This is a genomic window from Paenibacillus ihbetae, from assembly GCF_002741055.1.
GTDB lineage: Bacteria > Bacillota > Bacilli > Paenibacillales > Paenibacillaceae > Paenibacillus_AQ > Paenibacillus_AQ ihbetae.
On record NZ_CP016809.1, the window covers coordinates 6,493,361 to 6,513,363 of the forward strand.

At 46.2% G+C, this 20,003-nt stretch carries 20 protein-coding genes; 15 read left to right on the plus strand and 5 right to left on the minus strand.

The annotated features are described in order from the left end of the window. The first annotated feature begins 10 nt into the window (after nucleotides 1–10). The 5 genes from sigJ to BBD41_RS30405 all read left to right on the plus strand — a co-directional run bounded on the left by sigJ (nucleotide 11) and on the right by BBD41_RS30405 (nucleotide 3,976). The gene (sigJ, locus tag BBD41_RS29180; protein ID WP_099480278.1) at nucleotides 11–865 is read left to right on the plus strand and encodes an RNA polymerase sigma factor SigJ; all 855 of its coding nucleotides are present in this window, start codon (nucleotides 11–13) and stop codon (nucleotides 863–865) included. Nucleotides 866–1,080: 215 nt separating this feature from the next. Next, nucleotides 1,081–1,491: an SgcJ/EcaC family oxidoreductase gene (locus BBD41_RS29185; RefSeq protein ID WP_237086962.1), complete on the plus strand. Its 411-nt coding sequence runs from the start codon at nucleotides 1,081–1,083 to the stop codon at nucleotides 1,489–1,491. Between the two features lie 213 nt (nucleotides 1,492–1,704). Then, on the plus strand, nucleotides 1,705–2,478 hold the full coding sequence (locus BBD41_RS29190) for a hypothetical protein (protein WP_077566395.1): 774 nt from the start codon (nucleotides 1,705–1,707) through the stop codon (nucleotides 2,476–2,478). Between the two features lie 164 nt (nucleotides 2,479–2,642). Continuing rightward, entirely contained in the window at nucleotides 2,643–3,074 is a 432-nt protein-coding gene (locus tag BBD41_RS30400; RefSeq protein WP_237086953.1) for an HTH domain-containing protein, read from the plus strand. 35 nt (nucleotides 3,075–3,109) lie between these two features. Then, nucleotides 3,110–3,976, plus strand: a complete 867-nt coding sequence (locus tag BBD41_RS30405; protein ID WP_237087094.1) for an IS3 family transposase — start codon at nucleotides 3,110–3,112, stop codon at nucleotides 3,974–3,976. Nucleotides 3,977–4,085: 109 nt separating this feature from the next. Here the strand turns inward: BBD41_RS30405 and BBD41_RS29200 are convergent, their stop codons facing one another. Continuing rightward, a complete protein-coding gene (locus BBD41_RS29200) occupies nucleotides 4,086–4,913 on the minus strand; it encodes an HAD-IIB family hydrolase (RefSeq protein WP_099480280.1) in 828 nt (275 codons plus the stop codon). 76 nt (nucleotides 4,914–4,989) lie between these two features. Here BBD41_RS29200 and BBD41_RS29205 point away from each other — a divergent pair, with 76 nt between their 5' ends. The 9 genes from BBD41_RS29205 to BBD41_RS29260 all read left to right on the plus strand — a co-directional run bounded on the left by BBD41_RS29205 (nucleotide 4,990) and on the right by BBD41_RS29260 (nucleotide 14,078). Further along, complete coding sequence (locus BBD41_RS29205) at nucleotides 4,990–5,982, plus strand: LacI family DNA-binding transcriptional regulator (RefSeq protein WP_237086964.1); 993 nt, start codon at nucleotides 4,990–4,992, stop codon at nucleotides 5,980–5,982. A 187-nt stretch (nucleotides 5,983–6,169) separates the two neighbouring features. Beyond that, entirely contained in the window at nucleotides 6,170–7,978 is a 1,809-nt protein-coding gene (locus tag BBD41_RS29210; RefSeq protein WP_162292796.1) for an ABC transporter substrate-binding protein, read from the plus strand. 149 nt (nucleotides 7,979–8,127) lie between these two features. Then, on the plus strand, nucleotides 8,128–8,583 hold the full coding sequence (locus BBD41_RS29215; protein WP_077568981.1) for a GNAT family N-acetyltransferase: 456 nt from the start codon (nucleotides 8,128–8,130) through the stop codon (nucleotides 8,581–8,583). Nucleotides 8,584–8,938: 355 nt separating this feature from the next. Further along, the gene (locus tag BBD41_RS29225) at nucleotides 8,939–9,487 is read left to right on the plus strand and encodes an ATP-binding protein (protein ID WP_077566390.1); all 549 of its coding nucleotides are present in this window, start codon (nucleotides 8,939–8,941) and stop codon (nucleotides 9,485–9,487) included. A gap of 801 nt (nucleotides 9,488–10,288) precedes the next feature. After that, nucleotides 10,289–11,188 carry a Sir2 family NAD-dependent protein deacetylase gene (locus BBD41_RS29235; protein ID WP_157929351.1) on the plus strand — a complete coding sequence of 300 codons (900 nt, stop codon included), beginning with the start codon at nucleotides 10,289–10,291 and terminating at the stop codon, nucleotides 11,186–11,188. Between the two features lie 318 nt (nucleotides 11,189–11,506). Beyond that, complete coding sequence (locus BBD41_RS29245; protein WP_099480288.1) at nucleotides 11,507–11,941, plus strand: ParB N-terminal domain-containing protein; 435 nt, start codon at nucleotides 11,507–11,509, stop codon at nucleotides 11,939–11,941. Nucleotides 11,942–12,283: 342 nt separating this feature from the next. Next, complete coding sequence (locus tag BBD41_RS29250; protein ID WP_237086967.1) at nucleotides 12,284–12,760, plus strand: MarR family transcriptional regulator; 477 nt, start codon at nucleotides 12,284–12,286, stop codon at nucleotides 12,758–12,760. Nucleotides 12,761–12,779: 19 nt separating this feature from the next. Next, complete coding sequence (locus BBD41_RS29255) at nucleotides 12,780–13,193, plus strand: metallopeptidase (protein ID WP_099480290.1); 414 nt, start codon at nucleotides 12,780–12,782, stop codon at nucleotides 13,191–13,193. 126 nt (nucleotides 13,194–13,319) lie between these two features. Beyond that, entirely contained in the window at nucleotides 13,320–14,078 is a 759-nt protein-coding gene (locus tag BBD41_RS29260) for a metallophosphoesterase family protein (RefSeq protein WP_099480292.1), read from the plus strand. A gap of 153 nt (nucleotides 14,079–14,231) precedes the next feature. Here BBD41_RS29260 and BBD41_RS29265 read toward each other — a convergent pair whose 3' ends face one another. Next, a complete protein-coding gene (locus BBD41_RS29265; RefSeq protein ID WP_167392999.1) occupies nucleotides 14,232–15,014 on the minus strand; it encodes a helix-turn-helix transcriptional regulator in 783 nt (260 codons plus the stop codon). Between the two features lie 311 nt (nucleotides 15,015–15,325). Here BBD41_RS29265 and BBD41_RS29270 point away from each other — a divergent pair, with 311 nt between their 5' ends. Continuing rightward, nucleotides 15,326–17,197, plus strand: coding sequence for a beta-L-arabinofuranosidase domain-containing protein (locus tag BBD41_RS29270; RefSeq protein WP_099480296.1), 1,872 nt, complete (start codon nucleotides 15,326–15,328; stop codon nucleotides 17,195–17,197). Nucleotides 17,198–17,440: 243 nt separating this feature from the next. Here the strand turns inward: BBD41_RS29270 and BBD41_RS29275 are convergent, their stop codons facing one another. The 3 genes from BBD41_RS29275 to BBD41_RS29285 form a co-directional block, all read right to left on the minus strand. Further along, nucleotides 17,441–18,019 carry an MBL fold metallo-hydrolase gene (locus BBD41_RS29275; RefSeq protein WP_099480298.1) on the minus strand — a complete coding sequence of 193 codons (579 nt, stop codon included), beginning with the start codon at nucleotides 18,017–18,019 and terminating at the stop codon, nucleotides 17,441–17,443. 14 nt (nucleotides 18,020–18,033) lie between these two features. Next, nucleotides 18,034–18,558, minus strand: a complete 525-nt coding sequence (locus tag BBD41_RS29280) for a DUF5946 family protein (protein ID WP_077566380.1) — start codon at nucleotides 18,556–18,558, stop codon at nucleotides 18,034–18,036. Nucleotides 18,559–18,724: 166 nt separating this feature from the next. Next, entirely contained in the window at nucleotides 18,725–19,939 is a 1,215-nt protein-coding gene (locus tag BBD41_RS29285; protein ID WP_099480300.1) for an MFS transporter, read from the minus strand. Between the last annotated feature and the right edge of the window lie 64 nt (nucleotides 19,940–20,003).

The following is a 20,003-nucleotide window of genomic DNA, read 5'->3' on the forward strand; positions in this document are numbered from 1 at the left end:
GAGAAGGCTTATGGAAGAACTGTTTGAACAATATAGAGCACTCCTGTTCACGCTGGCGTATCAATTGACAGGTTCTACAGCAGATGCTGAGGATGTTGTTCAGGATGTGTTTTATAAGGCGCATGAGATTCAACCTGAGCGATTGAAGGAGCCGAAAGCGTATTTGTGCAAAATGGTAACCAATCGTTGTCTTGATTTGCAGAAGTCGGCAAGGAAGAAGAGGGAAGTGTACGTCGGCCCTTGGCTTCCCGAACCGATTTCGACATCGGGAGAGGATCTGGTGGAAAAGATCGTCCGTCGCGATATGCTGTCGTATGCCATGCTCGTATTGCTTGAGCGGTTGACCCCGTCTGAGCGGGCAGCTTTCATCTTGCGTGAGGCGCTTGGATTCGATTATGCCGAAATAGCCGAACTTCTTGGCAAACGAGAAACGAGCTGCCGTATGCTGATGAGCCGGGCAAAAAGCAAGTTGGGAATAACCGGGGAAGAGCATATTACCGCCGAGGCAGTCGATTTGGATTGGGTTAGCCGGTTCCTCACATCCCTTGAGCAAGGGAACGTCGATCACGTGCTATCCCTGCTGAGTGAAGATGTTATCCTTGTTACCGACGGAGGTGGAAAGGTAGTCGCGGCAACTTCTCCAATTCAGACGCGCGATCAAGTGGCTCTTATCTTAGCCGGTGCGCTTCATGCTTTAAAGTCTCAAGGTAGCCTACGTGCGGAGTTTGCCCCACTGAATGGTGAGACCGGCATCGTACTACGCACTGAGGGCAAGCCCGCAGCCGTTATATTTTTACAACACCGACATGGAAAGTTTGACAGAATCTACGTCGTTAGAAACCCGGATAAGCTAACTCGCGTTTAGCGGGGAACTATGACAACAGCGTAACAATCTACCTTACATGGTTACATCGGCAGCCCACTCACACAAGAACTTGATGACATTTTGAGGGATCACGTCAGCCTTTATATACTCTAAGGAATATATGTATGCAAATTTATATATTGGTATATCTAAATAAATTTATATATATTGAATTTGTAACCATGGTGATTCTGACTTGTTAGGAGGAATAAGTTGTGGCTCAAAACGCTGATGATCATGAAAAAGAAGGTCTACTCATTAAAGAAATTATAGCCGAAATGGAATCCGCTCATAATCGACATAATGCTGATGAACTGGATCTCCATTTTACCGCGAACGCGACATGGGTTAATGTATTGGGATCTCGATTATCTGGTTGGAACCAAATAAATACAGCCCACAGGTTGGCATATGAGGGACCGCTAAGAAATTCATATGCCCGTTATGAGGTCTTAAACATTTCATTCGTTCGATCAGATGTAGCAATTGTACACATTGGGCAGCACCCAACAAATCATCTTGGACAGGACCTTGAAGATGCCCAAAAAAGCATTGCAATTTATGTGATGACTAAAGACAGTAATACGTGGAAAGTTGCGGCAGGGCAAAACACGTTTATTCAATAACCTTGGTCTGAAAGCAGCAAGGATTTATCATACTGCAAATTAAGATCATTAATCGTATCATAAATAATGAAAAGTTATTTTTCGATTGACGTCAACATCAATACGTGATAATTTGATGGCAGGATAATAAAGGCAATGCAACCTTCGGGTTCAACCTCGCTGAGAAGTGGGTTGGACCCTTTTTGCATTCCAGAACTAAGGGGAGGACTCGAAATGTTGAAAACTGAATTGCTGTTAAAGCGGCTGGACGAGATCGGCAAGTCGCTCGAACGCAAGGGGGGAGCTCTTGTATTATTAGGAGTTGGTTCCGTTGGGCTCGAGACAGAACGGTTGGATGAATATTCGGATTTAGATTTCTTTGTTGTTGTCAAGCCCAGGGAGAAAAACCGATATATAGACCGATTGGATTGGCTAGAGGACGTGCACCCTCTTGCTTATTCGTTTAAGAATTCGGATATTGGCTACAAAGTATTGTTCGAGGATGGTATTTTCGGGGAATATGCCGTATTCGAGGAAGGGGAGTTGGCGAACGCGACCTTTACGGAAGGCAGGGTCATATGGAAGGATCCTCTGTATACCAATTCGTCCATCGCTAAACCTTCCAACCCGGTCCCCAGCCTAAAAGCGGATTCCTTGGACGCTCCTTTGAATGAAGCGTTAACAAATCTATACGTGGGGCTCGGTCGGTATGCAAGGGGAGAGCGTCTATCCGCGACGAGGTTTATTCAAGGCTACGCCGTGGACCGGATTCTATCCGTGCTCCATCTGCTGGAGCAGGAGGTGGACTACTTTCCCGATCCATTCGGCAATGAGAGACGGCTCGAGAGAAGATACCCCCGTTTTGCGGAAATCATAGGAGACATGATACAGGGATACGATCATGTTCCCGAATCGGCTCTTCGCATTTTAAATTTCATAGAAGAAGTGTATCCGGTCAATCGAAGGTTAAGCGATGAGATACGTCGATTGGCTAACCTGACTTGCTGATCGTAGCTACGCGCGGACTGTTGATAAGCATGCTAAGCCGTCAATAGGTAAAATACCGCCCTTCTCCGTGAACTGTGACCCATAAGATGGACACTTTGAAAAAAGTGACTTCTTGTGGGTCATTTGTGTTTTAATCAAGGTATGTGACGAGGAGTGATACGAGAATGGGGAAGTTGAAACGGGTGCTCTTTACCGAGGAGCAAATGAGGAAGCTGGAGGAGAATCCAAACGTACACCATGTGACCGAGGCGGCCATTACATACACACCTGCATTCAAGCTGGAGGCGCTGAAAGCCTACAAGCAGGGGCAGACACCTTCAGAAATCTTTATTCGTGCCGGCTTCGACCTGGACGTTATTGGTCATAAGAAGCCCAAGGACAGCTTAAAACGGTGGCGTGAAACCTTCGAACTGTACGGTGAGGAAGGTTTGGCTACAGAGCGGCGCGGTAAGGGCAGTACAGGGCGCAAGCCAGCTGGTCAGTTGTCAGCCGAAGAAGAATTGAAACGGGCTAAGGCCCAGATCAAACTGCTTGAAGCTCAAGTGGACATGCTAAAAAAGCTCGAAGCGCTCGATCGGCAGAAGAAGAAACGCTGACGCCCTCCGAGCGCTATGAGATCATAAATCGCACCATTCGGGCATATGGCCTGAAACGAATGACACGCTATCTATGCGAGCTCGTGGAAGTAAGTCCAAGCGGCTATTACAGGTGGCTGGGGACGGAAGAAGATCGTCAACTTCGTGCTGCCGCCGACGAGCAGGACATCCTTCTCATCAAGCAGCACTTTGACGCGCTCCGCGGCAAAGCAGGTGCGCTTGTGATTAAGATGCGGCTGGAACAGATAAGCGGCGTTGTCATGAACCACAAGAAGATTCGCCGGCTTATGAAAAAGGCAGGCTTGGTGGCCGTAATCCGTCAGGCGAACCCCTACCGCAAGATGGCTAAGGCAACTCAAGAGCACAAGACGTGTCCGAACCTGCTGGAGCGAAAGTTTAACCAAGGCGAACCTGAGAAAGTGTTTCTCACTGACATCACTTATTTGCGCTATGGAAGCGGACACTGGGCATACCTTTCCTGCGTGAAGGACGGGGCGACCAGGCAGATCCTTGCCGACAGCGTGGCAGCAACACTCGAGCTTCCAATTGTCGAGCGGACGCTACAGCGTCTTTTAGAGCGATTAGATGGAAACATTCATCCAGAAGCGATTCTGCACTCCGACCAAGGGATGCACTACACGCATCCTAAAACCCGTCTTCTCATTGCTAAGGCAGGATTTAAGCAGTCGATGTCGCGCAAAGGCAATTGCTGGGACAACGCCCCGATGGAATCATTCTTCGGTCACTTGAAAGACGACGTTGATTTTAGCGATTGCCAAACTATTGATGAAGTGAGGGTGCGAGTGAAGGAGTACATAAGCTACTACAACTCAGAACGATACCAGTGGACATTAAAAAAGATGACCCCCGATGAATTCAGAGGTCATCTGCTTGCTAGCTAAGCTCTAGGCGGTTTATTTCAAACTGTCCACAAATCGGGTCACAGTTCACCGTGGAGGATATCGGCGGTATTTGTATTGGACAATGACTGAACAACCACAATATTATGGGTTACTCTCGAAAGAAATTTCTACATACATGCAATATTCCCTCGGCGTAAGGATAAGGGGCAACGTTGTGGTGGCATGACTTTGCTTCATCCGTTGCATTCTGGAGAAGATATCCGTGCGCAGCCATCTTAAGCATCTCGATGTCATTCCCACTATCGCCGAAGGCCAGTGTTTTGGACGGGGATACCTGACAATACTTCACTAGGAATTGCACAGCCGCTTTTTTTCCAGTTCCAGCAGGGATAAAATCAACATCATATGCATGCTCCGGATCACCCGCCTTGGGATTGCAAATATTGATATTTATGCCGATCCCGCAATTTGCGGCCAGGTGCCTGATAATGCTTAGATCATATTGGGTTTTGACTGCTGATACCGGATAATAATAGTAGTTCATTTTATATCCGGATTGGCCAAATTGAGTCTGTTCGTGAAGGTTGATGTTGTATGTTGATTTTAATTCGCTAAGTAAATCTTCTACATCTCTTCGGGAGAATCGGGATGCTCCAATAATCTTTGCCCAGGATGGAACAGTGACCAGTTGTCCGTCAGACTTGACCTCCCACATCTCTGTGCCCAGGTTGCTCGCGATAAAATGGGGGAGCTGCGTCATACCGGCTGTTTTCATTTTTGCTTGTATTTGCTGAACACTGCTTCCGGTGACCCAAGCTATTTTTACTTGATGATTTCTGGCCAGCTGCTGGAGGTATTGTTCCAGCTCGTATATCATATTGAGTTGTTCAGGCAAACATTCATGCGGATAATAGGTTTCGTCAAAATCAAAAAATATCAGGTATTCTGTTACAGCAGGGGTATAGATGACTTGCATACGTGTCATTCCTCCTATGGTTTGTTAACGATATCATAGTTGCAGGGAACGTTCCCAGGTCAATACTTTAGATGAGGTGTTCGTTTTGCCCACCATAATTGATATTTCTCGAGTAAGCGGTCTCTCCAAGTCAACGGTATCGCGAGTGTTAAACAACCATCCTCATGTATCCGACGAGAGCAGACAAAAAGTACAGAACGCTATTAAGCAGCTGGGATATGTCCGCAATACGCAGGGGGTTCAGCTGCGGCTACAGGCAAGCAATCATATCGGTGTGCTTGTCCCGGATGTGGAGCATCCCTTTTTCAGTCAGCTTGTCAGTGCATTAAGTCGAGTTTTGGGCTCAGCGGGGTATCAGCTTGTTATCTATCAGACCGAACGATCCCGCGAATATGAACGAGATGTTTATGCCCGATTGTTACGTCGAGAAATGGATGCCGTGGTTATTGCTCATTCCCATTTCTCTGAGAGAGAGATTAAAGAATATATAGGTTCTTCCATTGGAATCGTATGCAACGAAGCGATGGACGGAGAGTTCCTCGATGTCTTTCGGTTGGATGAAGAAGATGCGGTCTTTCAAGCGACAGCCTATTTGCTGTCCAAGGGACGCCGTCATATATTGTTCTGTATGGATCACATGACGCCATTGCAAGAGCGTAGATGGAAAGGGTTTCAGCGGGCTCACCAACAATTCGGCCTTGCTTGCACGAAATCGCAATGTTATACGGGACTGGTGACGATGGAGGATGGTTATGCCTTGGGAGAACGATTATTTACTTCTGATCATTTACCGGATGGAATGATAACAGGCAGTGACTTTGTCGCTACCGGTTTATTGAAAGCAGCAAAGCACAAGGGGATATCCGTACCTCAAGATCTGTCCGTCATCGGGTGTGATAACCATCCTGTAGGACTGATGACTGACCCGGAGCTGACCACAATAACCAATTGTATTTCCGATATGGTGAGGGATGTTACGGAATGTCTGACCCGGAGATTAAAGGGAATACAAACTGCTCCTATCTTGAAAACCTACAAAGCCTCGCTGATTATACGTAAATCTACTTGAAAAAGAGTTGCAGTATTGCGGGTTTTGATTTTCTACAAGTGTTTTCTTGTGAGATTGCACCTCATTTGTGGACCGGAGGCTGCCTTTTGCGTCCTACAGGAAGTCCCGACTGCTGGGATTGAAATGCGGCCTTAAAATTTGTATGTTGGATTCATACCATTTTTTAAGCAAAGGAGAGCCATGTCCGGTGAGATTGGCAGAGGATTATCTTCGGCTGCGGAGCGCATACTCCGGCGAAAAAAAAGGGGAGCCGTTCCAGGTGACGATCGACGGGGTGGCCGAGGCCCTGTACTGCACGCCACGGAACGCCAGGCTGATCCTGCGTAAAATGACGGATGCAGGGTTGATTCAGTATGCAGCCGGGCAGGGAAGGGGACATCGATCAGAGCTGACGTTTCTGGCGGACAGGCGGGAGCTCGTGATCCGGGAAGCACAGCAATATGTGAGGCAAGGTGACGTACAAGGCGCGCTGCTCTGGGTAAAGGAGAGGGCGGGCGAACACGAAGTAAAGCAGCGGTTCATGGACTGGCTGACCGGTTATTTCGGGTACCGCATGGAAACGATCGGAGAGGGCCGTATCGTGGAGACGCTTCGCCTGCCGATCTACCGGCCGATCGTGACGCTTGACCCGGCGGACGCGATGTATGCCTTCGACACCCATATGATCCGCCAGGTTCATGCGACCCTGGTCGAACTGGACAGAGAGACCGACAAGGTTACTCCCGCCCTCGCACTTGATTGGGAATCCAGTACGGATGCCAGCTGCTGGACTTTCTATTTGCGGAAAGGCGTGACGTTCCACAACGGCACGGAGCTTACGGCCGATGACGTCAAGTACAGCCTGCTCCGCGTTCAGCAGGAAGCCAGAAATCATTCCTGGCTGTGCAGGGATATCGTTGAGATCTGCGCGGAATCGCGCTATAAAGTCCGAATAAAGCTTCGTCAGCCCAACGTTCTGTTCGCGCTATATATGTCTCATACGGCGGCAGCGGTCCTTTCCCGCGATAGCGGGGAGAACGGAGCCGGAAGTGTTCCCGGCAGCCTGCCCGTCGGGGCAGGGCCATACCGGATTACGAAGTTGTTGCCGGGAATATGCATTCTTGAGGTATTCCAGAATTATTATGCGGCCCGGGGCCAGATTGATCGTATTGAAGTAATGATTATCCCGGACACCGGTGGAGAATGGTCATTGGAGACCAATCCGGGTGTTCTGATCGTTGAGACAGGAGAAGCCCGTCGTCAGGAGCTGAAAGCATGGCGGTGCAGCCGTCTAGTTACCGGTTGCAGCATGCTGACCATAAACCTCGCGAAGCCGGGAATCCTGCAAGCCGATTCTTTTCGCAGGGCACTTGGACTTGCGGTTGACCGAAGCCGTATGGTCCGAGATTTGGGATACCCGTACGCCTCTCCTTGCCTCGGTTTTCACCTTGAGCCGAATCCGGCTTCTGCAGATCCAATGTATGATCCAGAAGAGGCAGCCAGGGAGTTGAGACGGTCCGGATACTGCGGAGAGGTGCTGAAGCTGTACACGTACCGGCGTCATGAGCAAGCAGCTTACTGGCTTCAGCAGCAATATGATCAGGCCGGGATACGGCTGGACGTGTATATTGTACCCTGGGCGGACTTGATGAAGGAAGAACGGACTCGGGAGGCGGACCTGATCCTTTTCGAGGCATTGCTGAACGAGGGGCTGCTTCGCCAGATCGAATATTTGCTGTCCCGGTACAGCTTCATCCACAGCATGCTGGACCCCGGAGCCCAGGCGGAGGTAGATCAGCTTATGGGGCAGCTGCTTCAGAAGGAGGAGCCGGAAGCCCGGAATGAGGCGTTTCAACAATTGCAGACTTGGTTGAGCAAACGCGGCACAGCCGTCTATTTGACCTACAATGAAGCCCGGGTACTCTCCCATCCGGCACAGCAGGGTGTCAGGCTGAATGCTGCCGGTTGGGTAGATTTTAAGGACATCTGGTTTAAAGGAGAAAGGGAATTGCGGTAGAGCCATAGTGAATACGGCATCGGAAAATATGACATGTGACGAAAGGGGAAATGTTTCCCGGGAAGATTGCCTGTTTCTCAAATCGGTATGGTAGTACAATGAACACAGCAGATGAGATGGACATTTACCAACGGAGCGAAGGTGAACTTATGGAAATTATACTGGATGATTTAAGAGGACCGGAAATTGCCGCTTTGATCCGCGAGCATCTTCAAGGCATGGCGGAGCTGTCGCCGCCGGAAAGCGTGCATGCCCTTGATCTGAATGGGCTCCGCCGGCCGGACGTGACGTTCTGGAGCGCATGGGAGCAGGGGGAGCTGCTGGGCTGCGGGGCACTCAAGGAGCTCGATCCTCTTCACGGCGAGATCAAATCGATGCGGACCGCATCCGCCCACCTGCGTAAAGGCGTGGCCCGATCGATCTTAGCCCACATAATGGAGGAAGCCCGGCGGCGGGGATACCGGCGATTGAGCTTGGAGACCGGATCGATGGCGTCATTCGAGCCGGCCCGACGGCTGTACACGGCCTTCGGGTTTGAGGAGTGCGGGCCATTTGCGGACTATACGCTCGACCCGTGCAGTACTTTTATGACCCGGGAGCTGTAACCAAAACTTGCGGAGTATGATGTAATAAAAGGAAACATGCTTCCTGCCATTGGCAGGTCAGCATGTTCTTTTTCTATTTAATATCAGGGTGGGTGGACAAGAAATAGTTCATGCGGAACTCGTATTCAAGGAGGCAAACATGGAGTATATTCACAGTGGTTGGGCATTAATTGCCGATGGAGATAGAATTCTCTTTCATGATAGTGGTGAAGAGGGAGATAAAAACGATTAATATACTTACGATGGAGTCTTGAGGCAAATAACGGAACAAAACGTCGGAAACACGGAAACGTTGTGTGAATGATTGGTAAAAAATATGATGGGATCATTAGATCTCTTGATTGGAGAGTATTTTATGAAACGCCTCGTAATCATGACGGTTGGGAAAACGCATAGTGGAAAGACCACTTTCGCTAAAGAATTAGAATCTGTATTACAACAAGCCATTGTCATTGATCAAGATAATCATGCTGAATTTATTAATAGTCATTATAAGAAACTTCTGCCTATAGAGGGTCCAAACACTTTAAAGTTCTCTGTAACTAATGCGATTGTTAAATATGCTATTGAGCAAAGCAATTTCCACATTATCTTGAGTAATTCCAATTTAAATAAATCTGGAAGAACAAATGTTCTCCGGCATTTTCGGGACAAAGGATTTGAAAGCATTATCGTTTACTTTGATCTACCAATTGATCTACTGAAAGAACGTGTAATACAAACTCAAAGAAGTAAAGATCTATTTAGAAGTGCTTCGAGCTTTTTGGAAGTATTGGAGAGACAAGAGAAATCGACAGAGATAGGACCTAGTAAAGATGAAGCGAATTATCTGTTTGACATTAAGGACTCCAGTAATAACATGGATATTATTCAACAAATAAAAGTTATTAGTGAAATTAGATAATTCGAAGAAGGAAAAGCCATCCGATAGCAACGTAATCAAGCTTCGAACCTAGAGGCAGTCGATCCCGTATAACAGAGATTTGGAAAATAGCCGTTAGACCACAGTATAGCGAGGAACTTCCACAGGATGTTCTTAATAAAAACTACTTAGAAAAGCAAAGTGTGGTGTACAGAATGAAATTATTTGCTAAAGTGCTTATTTTTATTACTCTTTTTTTAATTTTGTATTTTGTTGGTAAGTACTTTGTTTCTGATCTATATATTTTTGGGAATCAACTTTATCAAAACTTGATCGATGTCATCTATATTGCGCTCTCTATTCTTGTATCGCTAATATTCTCGAATATAATAGTCGATAAACTTCAAAACAAAAGATAATTGCTTGCAAATACCTGACTCTTTTTGTAAAAACGACGGTGGGTCTTATTGCGAAAGAATAACGATAATTTGATAGAATGAATAAGGCAGCCGGTCAGTGTGACCGTTTGCCTTTTTTTACACGAAAGCGGGTGGAGACCTTATCAGCGGCCTGCAGCTCAGCTGTTTTTACCAAGCTCATTTTAAACATAAGGATTGCCGAGCAGGATTGTTACTTTATCCGATTACCCGTTCAAAAGGTATTCTACCACATGTTTCATTATAATTTATTCAGCTAACAGGCAGGGGGAGTTCAATAGCTTCGCGAATACTTTTCAATACCGAGTTTTTTACGAAGTTCGTAGATAAAAGTAGCAAAATGCATTCAGCGTACAAACGAAAATTAAACTCCAAAATGCGCATGCTTGGACAGGGGGGATTATCCGTGGAAATTATCTTTAGTTTGAATGATTTGAATCAAGAAGGTTACTTTATTGAGCGCGGCGCTTATATTTATGAAGGCAACATTGGACTTTATTTTGCATTAATAACGGAGAAGGAATTTCCTAAATCAATCTCTAAATTGGCATCTGAAATAATCAATCGTAATACCCCTTTCAAGGAATATGAGGATGGGAAGAAACACTGGTATTCTCCGAATCATGCGGACATAGTTAAACGTACGTTGGATTCCTTTTTGCAGAAAAATAATCAGAATCATCAGAACAATGAGAACCAGTTTGTCCAGGTTGACCCGACAAATCCCCCTCAAACCATCAATGTAAGCGAGCTTGCCGAATTATTATCAGACGCCAAGAATGTATTAATGTTTACTGGAGCAGGAATATCCGTTTCATCAGGCGTACCGGACATGTCTCTGCTTAACCAACTTATAGACGAATCTTTTAATCCAACTAATGATTATATAATCGAACTCATAAATAACAATTCGGAAAAACGACTGAGTAAAGTAATAAAGCTACATGGGCTTTTCGTAAACTCGGAACCCTCGATTTCTCATTTAAGAATTGCTGATTTATATAGCTCCATTTGTTGTGATTTGATTACAGGAAACCTTGATGGTCTTCATGAGAAAACAGGAGTCATTCCTAAATACTATACCGATCCAAAAAATGAAGTGGACAATTTGTGTGAATATGATGTTCTGCTAACTATTGGACTTGGAGAAGAGGGGAATATGAATCTGACTGATAAGTATCGCAATGCTAACTCTACTGGTAAGCTAATTGCAATTAATAAAGAATGCCCACCATACTTATTGAATAACGATTATTGGATTCCAGGTAATTGTGAGGAAATATTAGAAAATCTATGCGTACTTTAAAAGATAAAATAGATTGAAATTGATAAAGCATTTCAAAGAGGACAACGGCATCCTATAACAATGTGTTCACACAATGGAGGAAGAGGGGGAAGCCTCTTGGGAGTCAATCCATAAATATATCATTGGTGTTGGGAGTATAGGTAAGATAAATGAAACAGCTGAATTATTGATTGGCTATCTACGAATAATTTTGAGCAACATGACATCCTTTGTTATGAAGTTTATGACGATAAATTTAAAATTAGGCGTCGGTATGAGGGCTAACCATAGTAAATACAAACAAAGTACCTTTTTTTCAAAGGAGACGCGTATAGAACTATGACGATGTTTACTTTAACAGCAGCAAAGGAGTATGCGTTAAAGGGTGATATTGAGACCTGGGTCCATCTTTTCTTGAACGGAGAGGGAGACAATGTTGGTCTATCGGAAGGTTTAAAAAGCCGTAAAAGACATTGGGTTGGTCCTATAGAAGTCGAATTATCAATTCTAAAAAGGGTGGTTGGACCTGAATTACGGATGGAGTATGTTGAGAATGAAGAATGGTGGGACTATAACATAAATCAAATATGTCAACGTATAGAAGGTGGATGGGATATGCCTCCATTGATTGCTGAAAATAGGAATGGAGTACTGAGTGTACGTGATGGAAATCACAGGTATGGCGCACTTGAAAGACTTAAAAGAAATAAGTGTCACGTCATTGTGTGGGATGACATTAGTGTTGAGAACATAAAGAAAGTAATTCGTGAGTAACTCAAAGTTCCGTTGTTTAAACCAACCAATCCTAGACTTGTCCCTATTTTTTCAACAACTTGGGGGAGGTTTAGTTCTTGAGAAAAATTTTGCTGTGTATGTTAATTAGCATGTTTATAACTGCTGGCTGTTCAAATAAGGATAGGAAAGAAGAGTATTAGACTTAAATGAGCTTCTTACATAAGGTCTACTTAAAAGGGATAACATCATTTTTGGCGGCTTTTTATCAAGTTATTATACTTTCTAATGTGATGGAGGAGACTAGTTTCTTGACATTTTTTTGTTAACTGGTAAACTAATATTGTTAAACGGTTAACAATATTCTCGGAGGCGGTGACTCCCATGAGCTCAAATAAACGCAAAGAAGCGATTGAAGCTGTCCAACATTTCATTATGAATAGAGAGAAAAGTTTACGGACTCAGAACATGTTGACTGAGCGTGCTGTTGATTCAAGCTCTGTGAAAAAATGGACCATGACACAACTTCACATCTTATCTTTAGTAAAGCGTCACCCATGTCAATTGAATAATACGTCTTTAGCCGCGGAACTAAATTTATCAAAACCCGCTATAACCAAAGCCATAAATACATTGATTCAACACCAATTAATTGTAACTGTAAAGAAAACGGACAATCTCAAAGAAATATATTATGAAGTAACAGATCAAGGGGAGCAGTTGGCTGCAGAGCATGACAAGCTGCATTCCCAGGCTGAAGAGAAGTACTACGACTTGTTCAGTCATTTCAATGATAACGAAATCGATGTGATTATTCGCTTCCTTAACATGTGGCAACTGATGACTTCAGAATCCAAATAAACCCTGCAGGAGGACCAATATGAACAAGCACGAAGCTATTCGTTTTATCTCGCAAATGTATACCGACATTGTAGTTAATTTTGATTTTGATAAATTACCCAATTACTTCCATAACGATTACTATCAAGTAACTGATGGCAAAAAGATTAACATAGAAGAATTTAAGAAGCATCTGACTACATTAAAAGCTACAGTAGACAAAATTATCGTTTCTCCTTTTTACGATGCCCTCTATGACGAAGAGCTTCAGACTTTGACATTGCGATACACCGTAGACGTTACCAAGAAAAGCGGAACCCGGGGATTGATTGAGCTTATCGCCATTTTTGAAATAAAAAACCGCAAGATTGTGCGTTGTAATGAACTCTCGCATGCTCTGCATAATGTTAAGGAGTTTAAGGAACTTGCAAGCATTTCTTCTCCAGTTGTTTAATCCTGAAGCCCTCAGGCCATAAAGAGTATGACTAGGGATACCTCTTATTTTGGATTCGAACATCGTTCCTTCTCCGTTTGGAACTGCTGGAAGTTATTAATCTTAGAGAATATTGAGGTCGATAATATGAAAATAGCCGCGCTCTATGATATCCACGGTAATTTGCCAGCCCTTAATGCCGTAATTTCCGAACTGGATCAAGTACAACCTGATTTAATCATTGTTGGTGGAGATATTGTAGCCGGTCCAATGCCGGTCCAAACATTAGAGCGTCTCTTGCAACTTAAGTATCCCGTTAAGTTTATACGTGGAAACAATGATAGGGAAGTGGTCGTGATATACGACGGAAAGCCTCTTCGCTCGGATATGTCGGAGAAAGGGAGAGAGAAATTAGAATGGGTGGCCAAACAATTAAATCCATCTCATCGAGATTTTCTCGCTCAATTACCTGAGCGTTTAATACAACCCCTCAATGATTCAGGTAGAGAAATTCTTTTTTGCCATGCTACACCTACAAGTGACGAAGAAATATTTACTCCAATAACGCCAATGGAACGCTTGAAAGAAATTTTTCGCGAAGTTAATCAACCGGATGTGGTTTGCGGACATACACATATACAGTTTGAAATACAAATAGACGGGATTCGGGTTATGAATGCAGGAAGTGTTGGTATGCCATTTGCTGAACGATCGGGTGCTTATTGGCTCCTGATCACCCCAAGCGGGTTCGAGCATAAATGCACGTTATATGACTTGGAGAATGCCGCGAATGAGATTAGAGCAAGTCAAGATCCGCAAGCCAATGATTTTGCTGAGAAAAATGTATTGACTATCCCAACGCCGGTTCAAGCCATGGACATGTTCGAGCGTCTGCGAACTAAATAAATTTCGCATCAGGGATCTCATTGAAACCAAAGGGAGTTGTTCAATAAATGTCGAGACACTAGAACATGGTCTCATATAAAGCCGCTAACTTAGCGGCTTATTTTATCGGCTACAATTTCTTACCCCCGATTGAATGAGGAGGGACATGCAGGCTTAGGTTTGTTCAGCTGCCGCACCTGCGGAGCTGCGGAAGGCGCGTGGAGTGCAGCCAGCAATTTGGCGAAATTGTCTGGAGAAGTGCTCGACATTCCGGTAGCCGCACAATGTTGCAATGTCAGCGATCCTCTGCGAACCGTATAACAGCCGTTCTTTGGCCAGTCGGACCCTGCTCTGAATGACATCTTCCATGCATGAGACGCCGAAGGCGGATTTATACAAGGCCTGCAAATAACTCGGACTCAGATGGACGGATTCCGCCATGACCGGAACGGACCATGCAAAGCCGGGATTATTGTGAACCCGCTTGCGAAGCTCCAGCAATTGATGCTCGTCCGGCTGCCTGTCCGTCTCCCGGGCGGCCTCCAGCAGTTTATGGAACATCAGCCGGAGCAAATAATCGATCGACAATTCCCGATAGTCGTACTGGAAGAAATGCTCGGTAGCGAGCAGTTGAAACAGCCTGCTGAAGTAGCCGGGGTCTATCAACGGCAGCGGAACGCCTAACGGCAGCGTCGTTTCCGTCAAGTAGGATTCGTCGGTATCGAAGCGCACCCAGTCGTTGACGAATTGCTCCACACAGGCGCGATACCAGATTTTCTGTCCAGGCCGAAAAAGCACGGCGCAATGGGCCGGGTATTCCCTGACGCTGCCCTGCACCCAGATTTCGGCCGGAGTATGCGTCAAAATAAGCAACCAAAAATCATGGCCCTCCGGAAAATCATAAAGGAAATCACCGGGATGGGCCGCACCGTATCCGACATAGTAAATCGTTGTCATCGTTTCCTCGCAATCCTCGCAATAATAGAATTGATCAAGTAAAAGCAAGTATAAATCATTTTCCGGCAAAAGTCAGTCCTCTATACTATCCCTGATCCCGAATTTTTAAGATGCGATCATACTGTGGCTGGGGGAACATCATGTGTTTCAATCCGATAATAGGGCCGGCTATCCGGACCGGTGACGCGGGCAAGGATGGATCTCATTTTCGGATTCTACGTTATAAGGGAACAAAAATACTTTACGAAAAGCATTTCGGTGGGCTGAAAGGTTACAGCCCGCCCGGCCGACATCTCGACAGGAGGGATACAATGAAAGCATTGATGGGCAAACAGGTCATTTTGAAAGAGCATGATCTTATTCGCAGGGAACGAGCGAACAGAAGCTATCTGATGAAGCTGGACAGCGGTCATCTGTTGTTCAATTATCAATTGGAGGCCGGCAGATTTCACGGCAGAACGATTCCCGAAGGTGCGCACGGCGGTTGGGAGACGCCGGTCTGCCAATTGCGCGGACATTTTCTTGGTCATTGGTTGTCGGGCGCGGCGATGCATTACGAAAAAAGCGGCGACATGGAATTAAAGGCCAAACTGGATGCGATCGTGCAGGAGCTGCATGAATGCCAACGGGATAACGGCGGGCAGTGGGTCGGTCCGATTCCCGAAAAGTATCTGCACTGGATTGCAAGCGGCAAAAGCATCTGGGCGCCCCAATACAATCTGCATAAAATATTGATGGGACTGGTCGATGCCTGGCAATATGCCGGTAATCGACAGGCGCTCGATATCGTGGATCGGTTCGCGGACTGGTTTGTTAATTGGAGCAGCACTTTTACAAGAGATCAATTCGACGATATTCTCGATGTGGAGACAGGCGGGTTGCTTGAGGTATGGGCTGATCTGCTGCACATAACCGGGGCGGACAAATATCGTGTGCTGCTGGAACGCTATTATCGCAGCCGGCTGTTTCAACCCTTGCTGGAGGGCAAGGATCCCCTTACGAATATGCATGCCAACACCACAATCCCGGAGGTGCTCGGCTGTGCGAGAGCTTATGAGGTTACCGGAGACGAAAGGTGGCTTTCCATCGTCCAAGCGTATTGGAAATGCGCGGTTACGGAAAGGGGAAGCCTTGCGACAGGCGGTCAAACCGCTGGTGAGGTCTGGATGCCCAAGATGAAGATGAAGGCGCGTCTGGGTGACAAAAATCAAGAGCATTGCACGGTCTATAACATGATCCGGCTGGCCGAGTTCTTATTTCGTCAAACGGGCGATCCGTCCTACGCGCAATATATCGAATACAATCTGTACAATGGCATTATGGCGCAAGCCTATTATCAGGAATATGGCTTGACGGGCAGTCAGCATAAGCATCCCCATACCGGACTGCTGACCTATTTCCTTCCCATGAAGGCCGGTCTGCGCAAGGAATGGAGCACGGAAACCGACAGCTTCTTCTGCTGCCATGGCACGATGGTTCAGGCGAATGCGGCCTGGAACAAGGGAATTTATTATCAGGAAGGGGATATCGTCTATATCAGTCAATATTTCGATTCCGAGATGCGCTCAAGCATCCATGGTAACGACATACGGATCGTACAGACACAGGACAAAATGAGCGGCAGCCTGCTATCCTCGTCGAACACAGCCGGTTATCAAGCCATTAATGATACGGCGGCGACGAATGAAAATATGCCTGCCTTCCGGAAGTACGATTTCATTGTATCCGCTGCTGCACCGACAACATTTACGCTCCGCTTCCGCATACCGGAGTGGATTATGGCGGAGGCTTCCGTATACGTCAATAACCGTTTGCAGGGGACGACTCAGGACAGCGGCAGGTTCTACGACATTCACAGAGCATGGAAGGAAGGCGATACCGTATCGATTATGCTGCCAATCGGCATTCGATTTGTTCCACTGCCGGACGACGAACGGACGGGCGCTTTCCGATACGGGCCGGAAGTGCTGGCGGGCATGTGCGAGACGGAACGGCAGCTCCATGTGAAGGATGAGGATATCGCGTCCGCCATCGAGAATGAGAATGAGCGCGAGTGGGGGAGTTGGCGTTATTTTTTCAAGACAGTCAACCAAGATCCTGCCATCACGTTCAAACGAATTCGGGATATCGGGTACGAGCCTTACCAAATTTACTTCAAAGTAACGGGGACGAAATCTAATTGAGGCGAGTAGTATTGTAGATTTTACAAAGCCGCATGCACGCGGCTTTCTTATTTTATGGGACCACGTTAACCATTCATTCTCAGCAAGACAGATTATATTGGAGACAACAAACACAATAGCATCAGGATGTCTGTTTCAAAAGAGAAATAACATTGTCCAGATTGGCCATCAACATTTGAGGGACGATTATCTAATATTGGAGTTGCGATGATTCGAGGCTTACAGGTCCGGCTCATTCAATCTTCAAAGTGTTATGGGAGCCCCATGCCCTGGGAATACCTTTTTTTCATTCGTACTTCTTAGCTGTGACCAGCTGCGATCCACCTTCTCGTTCGATTCGATCATAAAATGGTTGGGGAAAGGCAAATCCCCTGTAAAAAGACCTAACCCTTCGATAACAATACTAATGGAATCTTCCGAGTGACCAGGTGTGTGTAGAATGCAGCCAGGTATACCCAACCTGTTCGTGAATGCTGATTTATCGTTTTCGTTGATGATGTTTTTAGGATCGATTTCAATTTCATTATAATTGGGAAACTTTTTCAAGGATTTATTTGCAGATTCAAGAAATTCCAGTTGATTTCTGCTAACCATGAATTCAACGCCCAACGATTGCAGATCCTGTGCAATTCCACAATGATCAGGATGAAAGTGAGTTACAATCAAGTGCTGAACAGCATTCAGGTTGATCCCATGCTTTCGCAATTGACTCGTCATTTTCCCAAGCGTTCCAGGCATGCCTGTATCGATGAATAGATACTTCTGTTGGTGCTCAATTGCATAATAATTGGTTGCGTCATATCCAATATTGATAACATTCATGTTGTCCTCCGTTTTTATCGTTCATATTTGTTGATATAGAGATCACCCACAATTTTAGCAATTTGATGATATCGTTGGTATGCATGGTATACATCATTTGCCCATTTTAATAGCATCGACTCGAGTTCGCTCTGTTTAAGCCCTAGTAAGTCCGTAACTGTTAAATGCCCTCTTTCAAGTAAGGGCAATGCAGGGATCAAAGCATCCGGGTGCGACAATTTGTATTTATCCATCATATTGCTCAACAGCGGTGTTTTCGAATACTCCCAATCTATATTTCTTTCAAGAATTAAATACTGTCTGGTGAGATGCAAATTGTTGTTCCATCTGCCATGAACCTCCGAATGCTGCAGACAATGTGCATCAGTATATATAAATCGAGAAAGACCATTTCCTCCTACAAAATGACTTGCTATATGATTGAAAATGTCAAAACATTCAATAACTCCACCAGCAGTGTTTGATCCACAAAATTGGCATTGACCATAAGCCTTCAACTTCACGCCTTTTTTCTGTGCTTGTCGCTCTATATTCTGCATATTAAAGCTCACCTTCGCTAATTATCATCAAATTGAAAAATTCCTCTATTGCATCCACCCTTTAGAATCACTTTAAGGGTTAACGCTACGTTAAAGTCAAATTATATTCGCCTGGTTTACCGCATGTTTGAATCGTTCAGCCCATGGAGATAACCGTCTCTAGTCTTTATCTTTTATTAAACTTCAAGGTTACAAAAACGGCCCCTGCGACCGAAGCTGCCGCAATTACAGCCGCAAACAGCGAGGCACCCAGGGAGATGCTGGTCATATCGATCAAAAAACCTGTTCCGATGGGCAGCAGCGCGGCAGGTACGTATCCTCCGATATTCAGTACCGCATTGGCTTCGGCGCGGCGATGTTCCGGGACATGCAAGCTGATCAGCGTGAGGCCTCCAAGCTGCCCCAACCCCTGTCCAACACCTGCGAATACCGCAGCTATTACAAGGATTGCTGGTGCCGATAACATAACAGCAGATACCAGGCAGCTCATGGACAAAAGGATAACCGCACTACCCATGAGAAACAGAGTGCGCACGGAGAACCTTTTGACAACGAATTGGATTCCCGTGGCCGCCAAGAACATGATACAGGCCGTTCCTCCAGCGACCAAGGGACTGGTCACATGCAGCAGCTTGGACAGCAGCGGCGGACCCAGAGACAGTACAAAGGAAGTCGAGGTAATGCCCGGAGCAAACACGGATATTCCCATCGCTAAATGCAGACGGTTATCCTTAGGGACCGACGGGAAGCGCAGCTTCCATTCTCCGTGCGTAGGATGCCGCCGGGAAGGGAGACGGGATGCCACCAGAAAGGCTGTCGCTAAAATGATTAATTGCGCGGAATACACAGGCACAACAGGGTACGCAAGAAATTGGGCCATCATTCCGGCCAGCAGCGGCCCGAGTCCGGCTCCGAGGACCATAGCCACGGAAGCGGCAAGGGATGCCAGTTGTCTCTTGCTGTGTCCACCGGAGTCCACTACCGCCGCCATGCCGGCGGAAACGATGACGCCGACGGCTATGCCTGTCAGCAACCGAGCTGCCAGCAGCATGCCGACCGATTCGGCCGATGCGAACAGCGCACAGGCGGCCACCGCAGCCAAAAGACCCGGATAAAGCACCGCCTTGCGTCCGAACCGGTCGGACAACTGGCCGGCTGCGAGCAGGCTGCCAAGCAAGCCCGCGATATAAGCGGCAAAAATAACCGTTAGGGTTCCATTCGTGAATCCCAGCGCCGTCTGCCACTGGACATACAGCGGCGTCGCTGAATTGGACAGCATGAATACAGCCGTAACGATCCAAGCTGTAGACCAGATGCGGCGAGTAGATACGCGGGTGCCCTCCGAGGTCTGAGAAAGCCCCGTTTTTGCATGATCGATCAATATAATCTCCTCCTTACAACCTTAAATGCGTGCGATGTCTCCGTATTGCCGTGCAATTAGAATA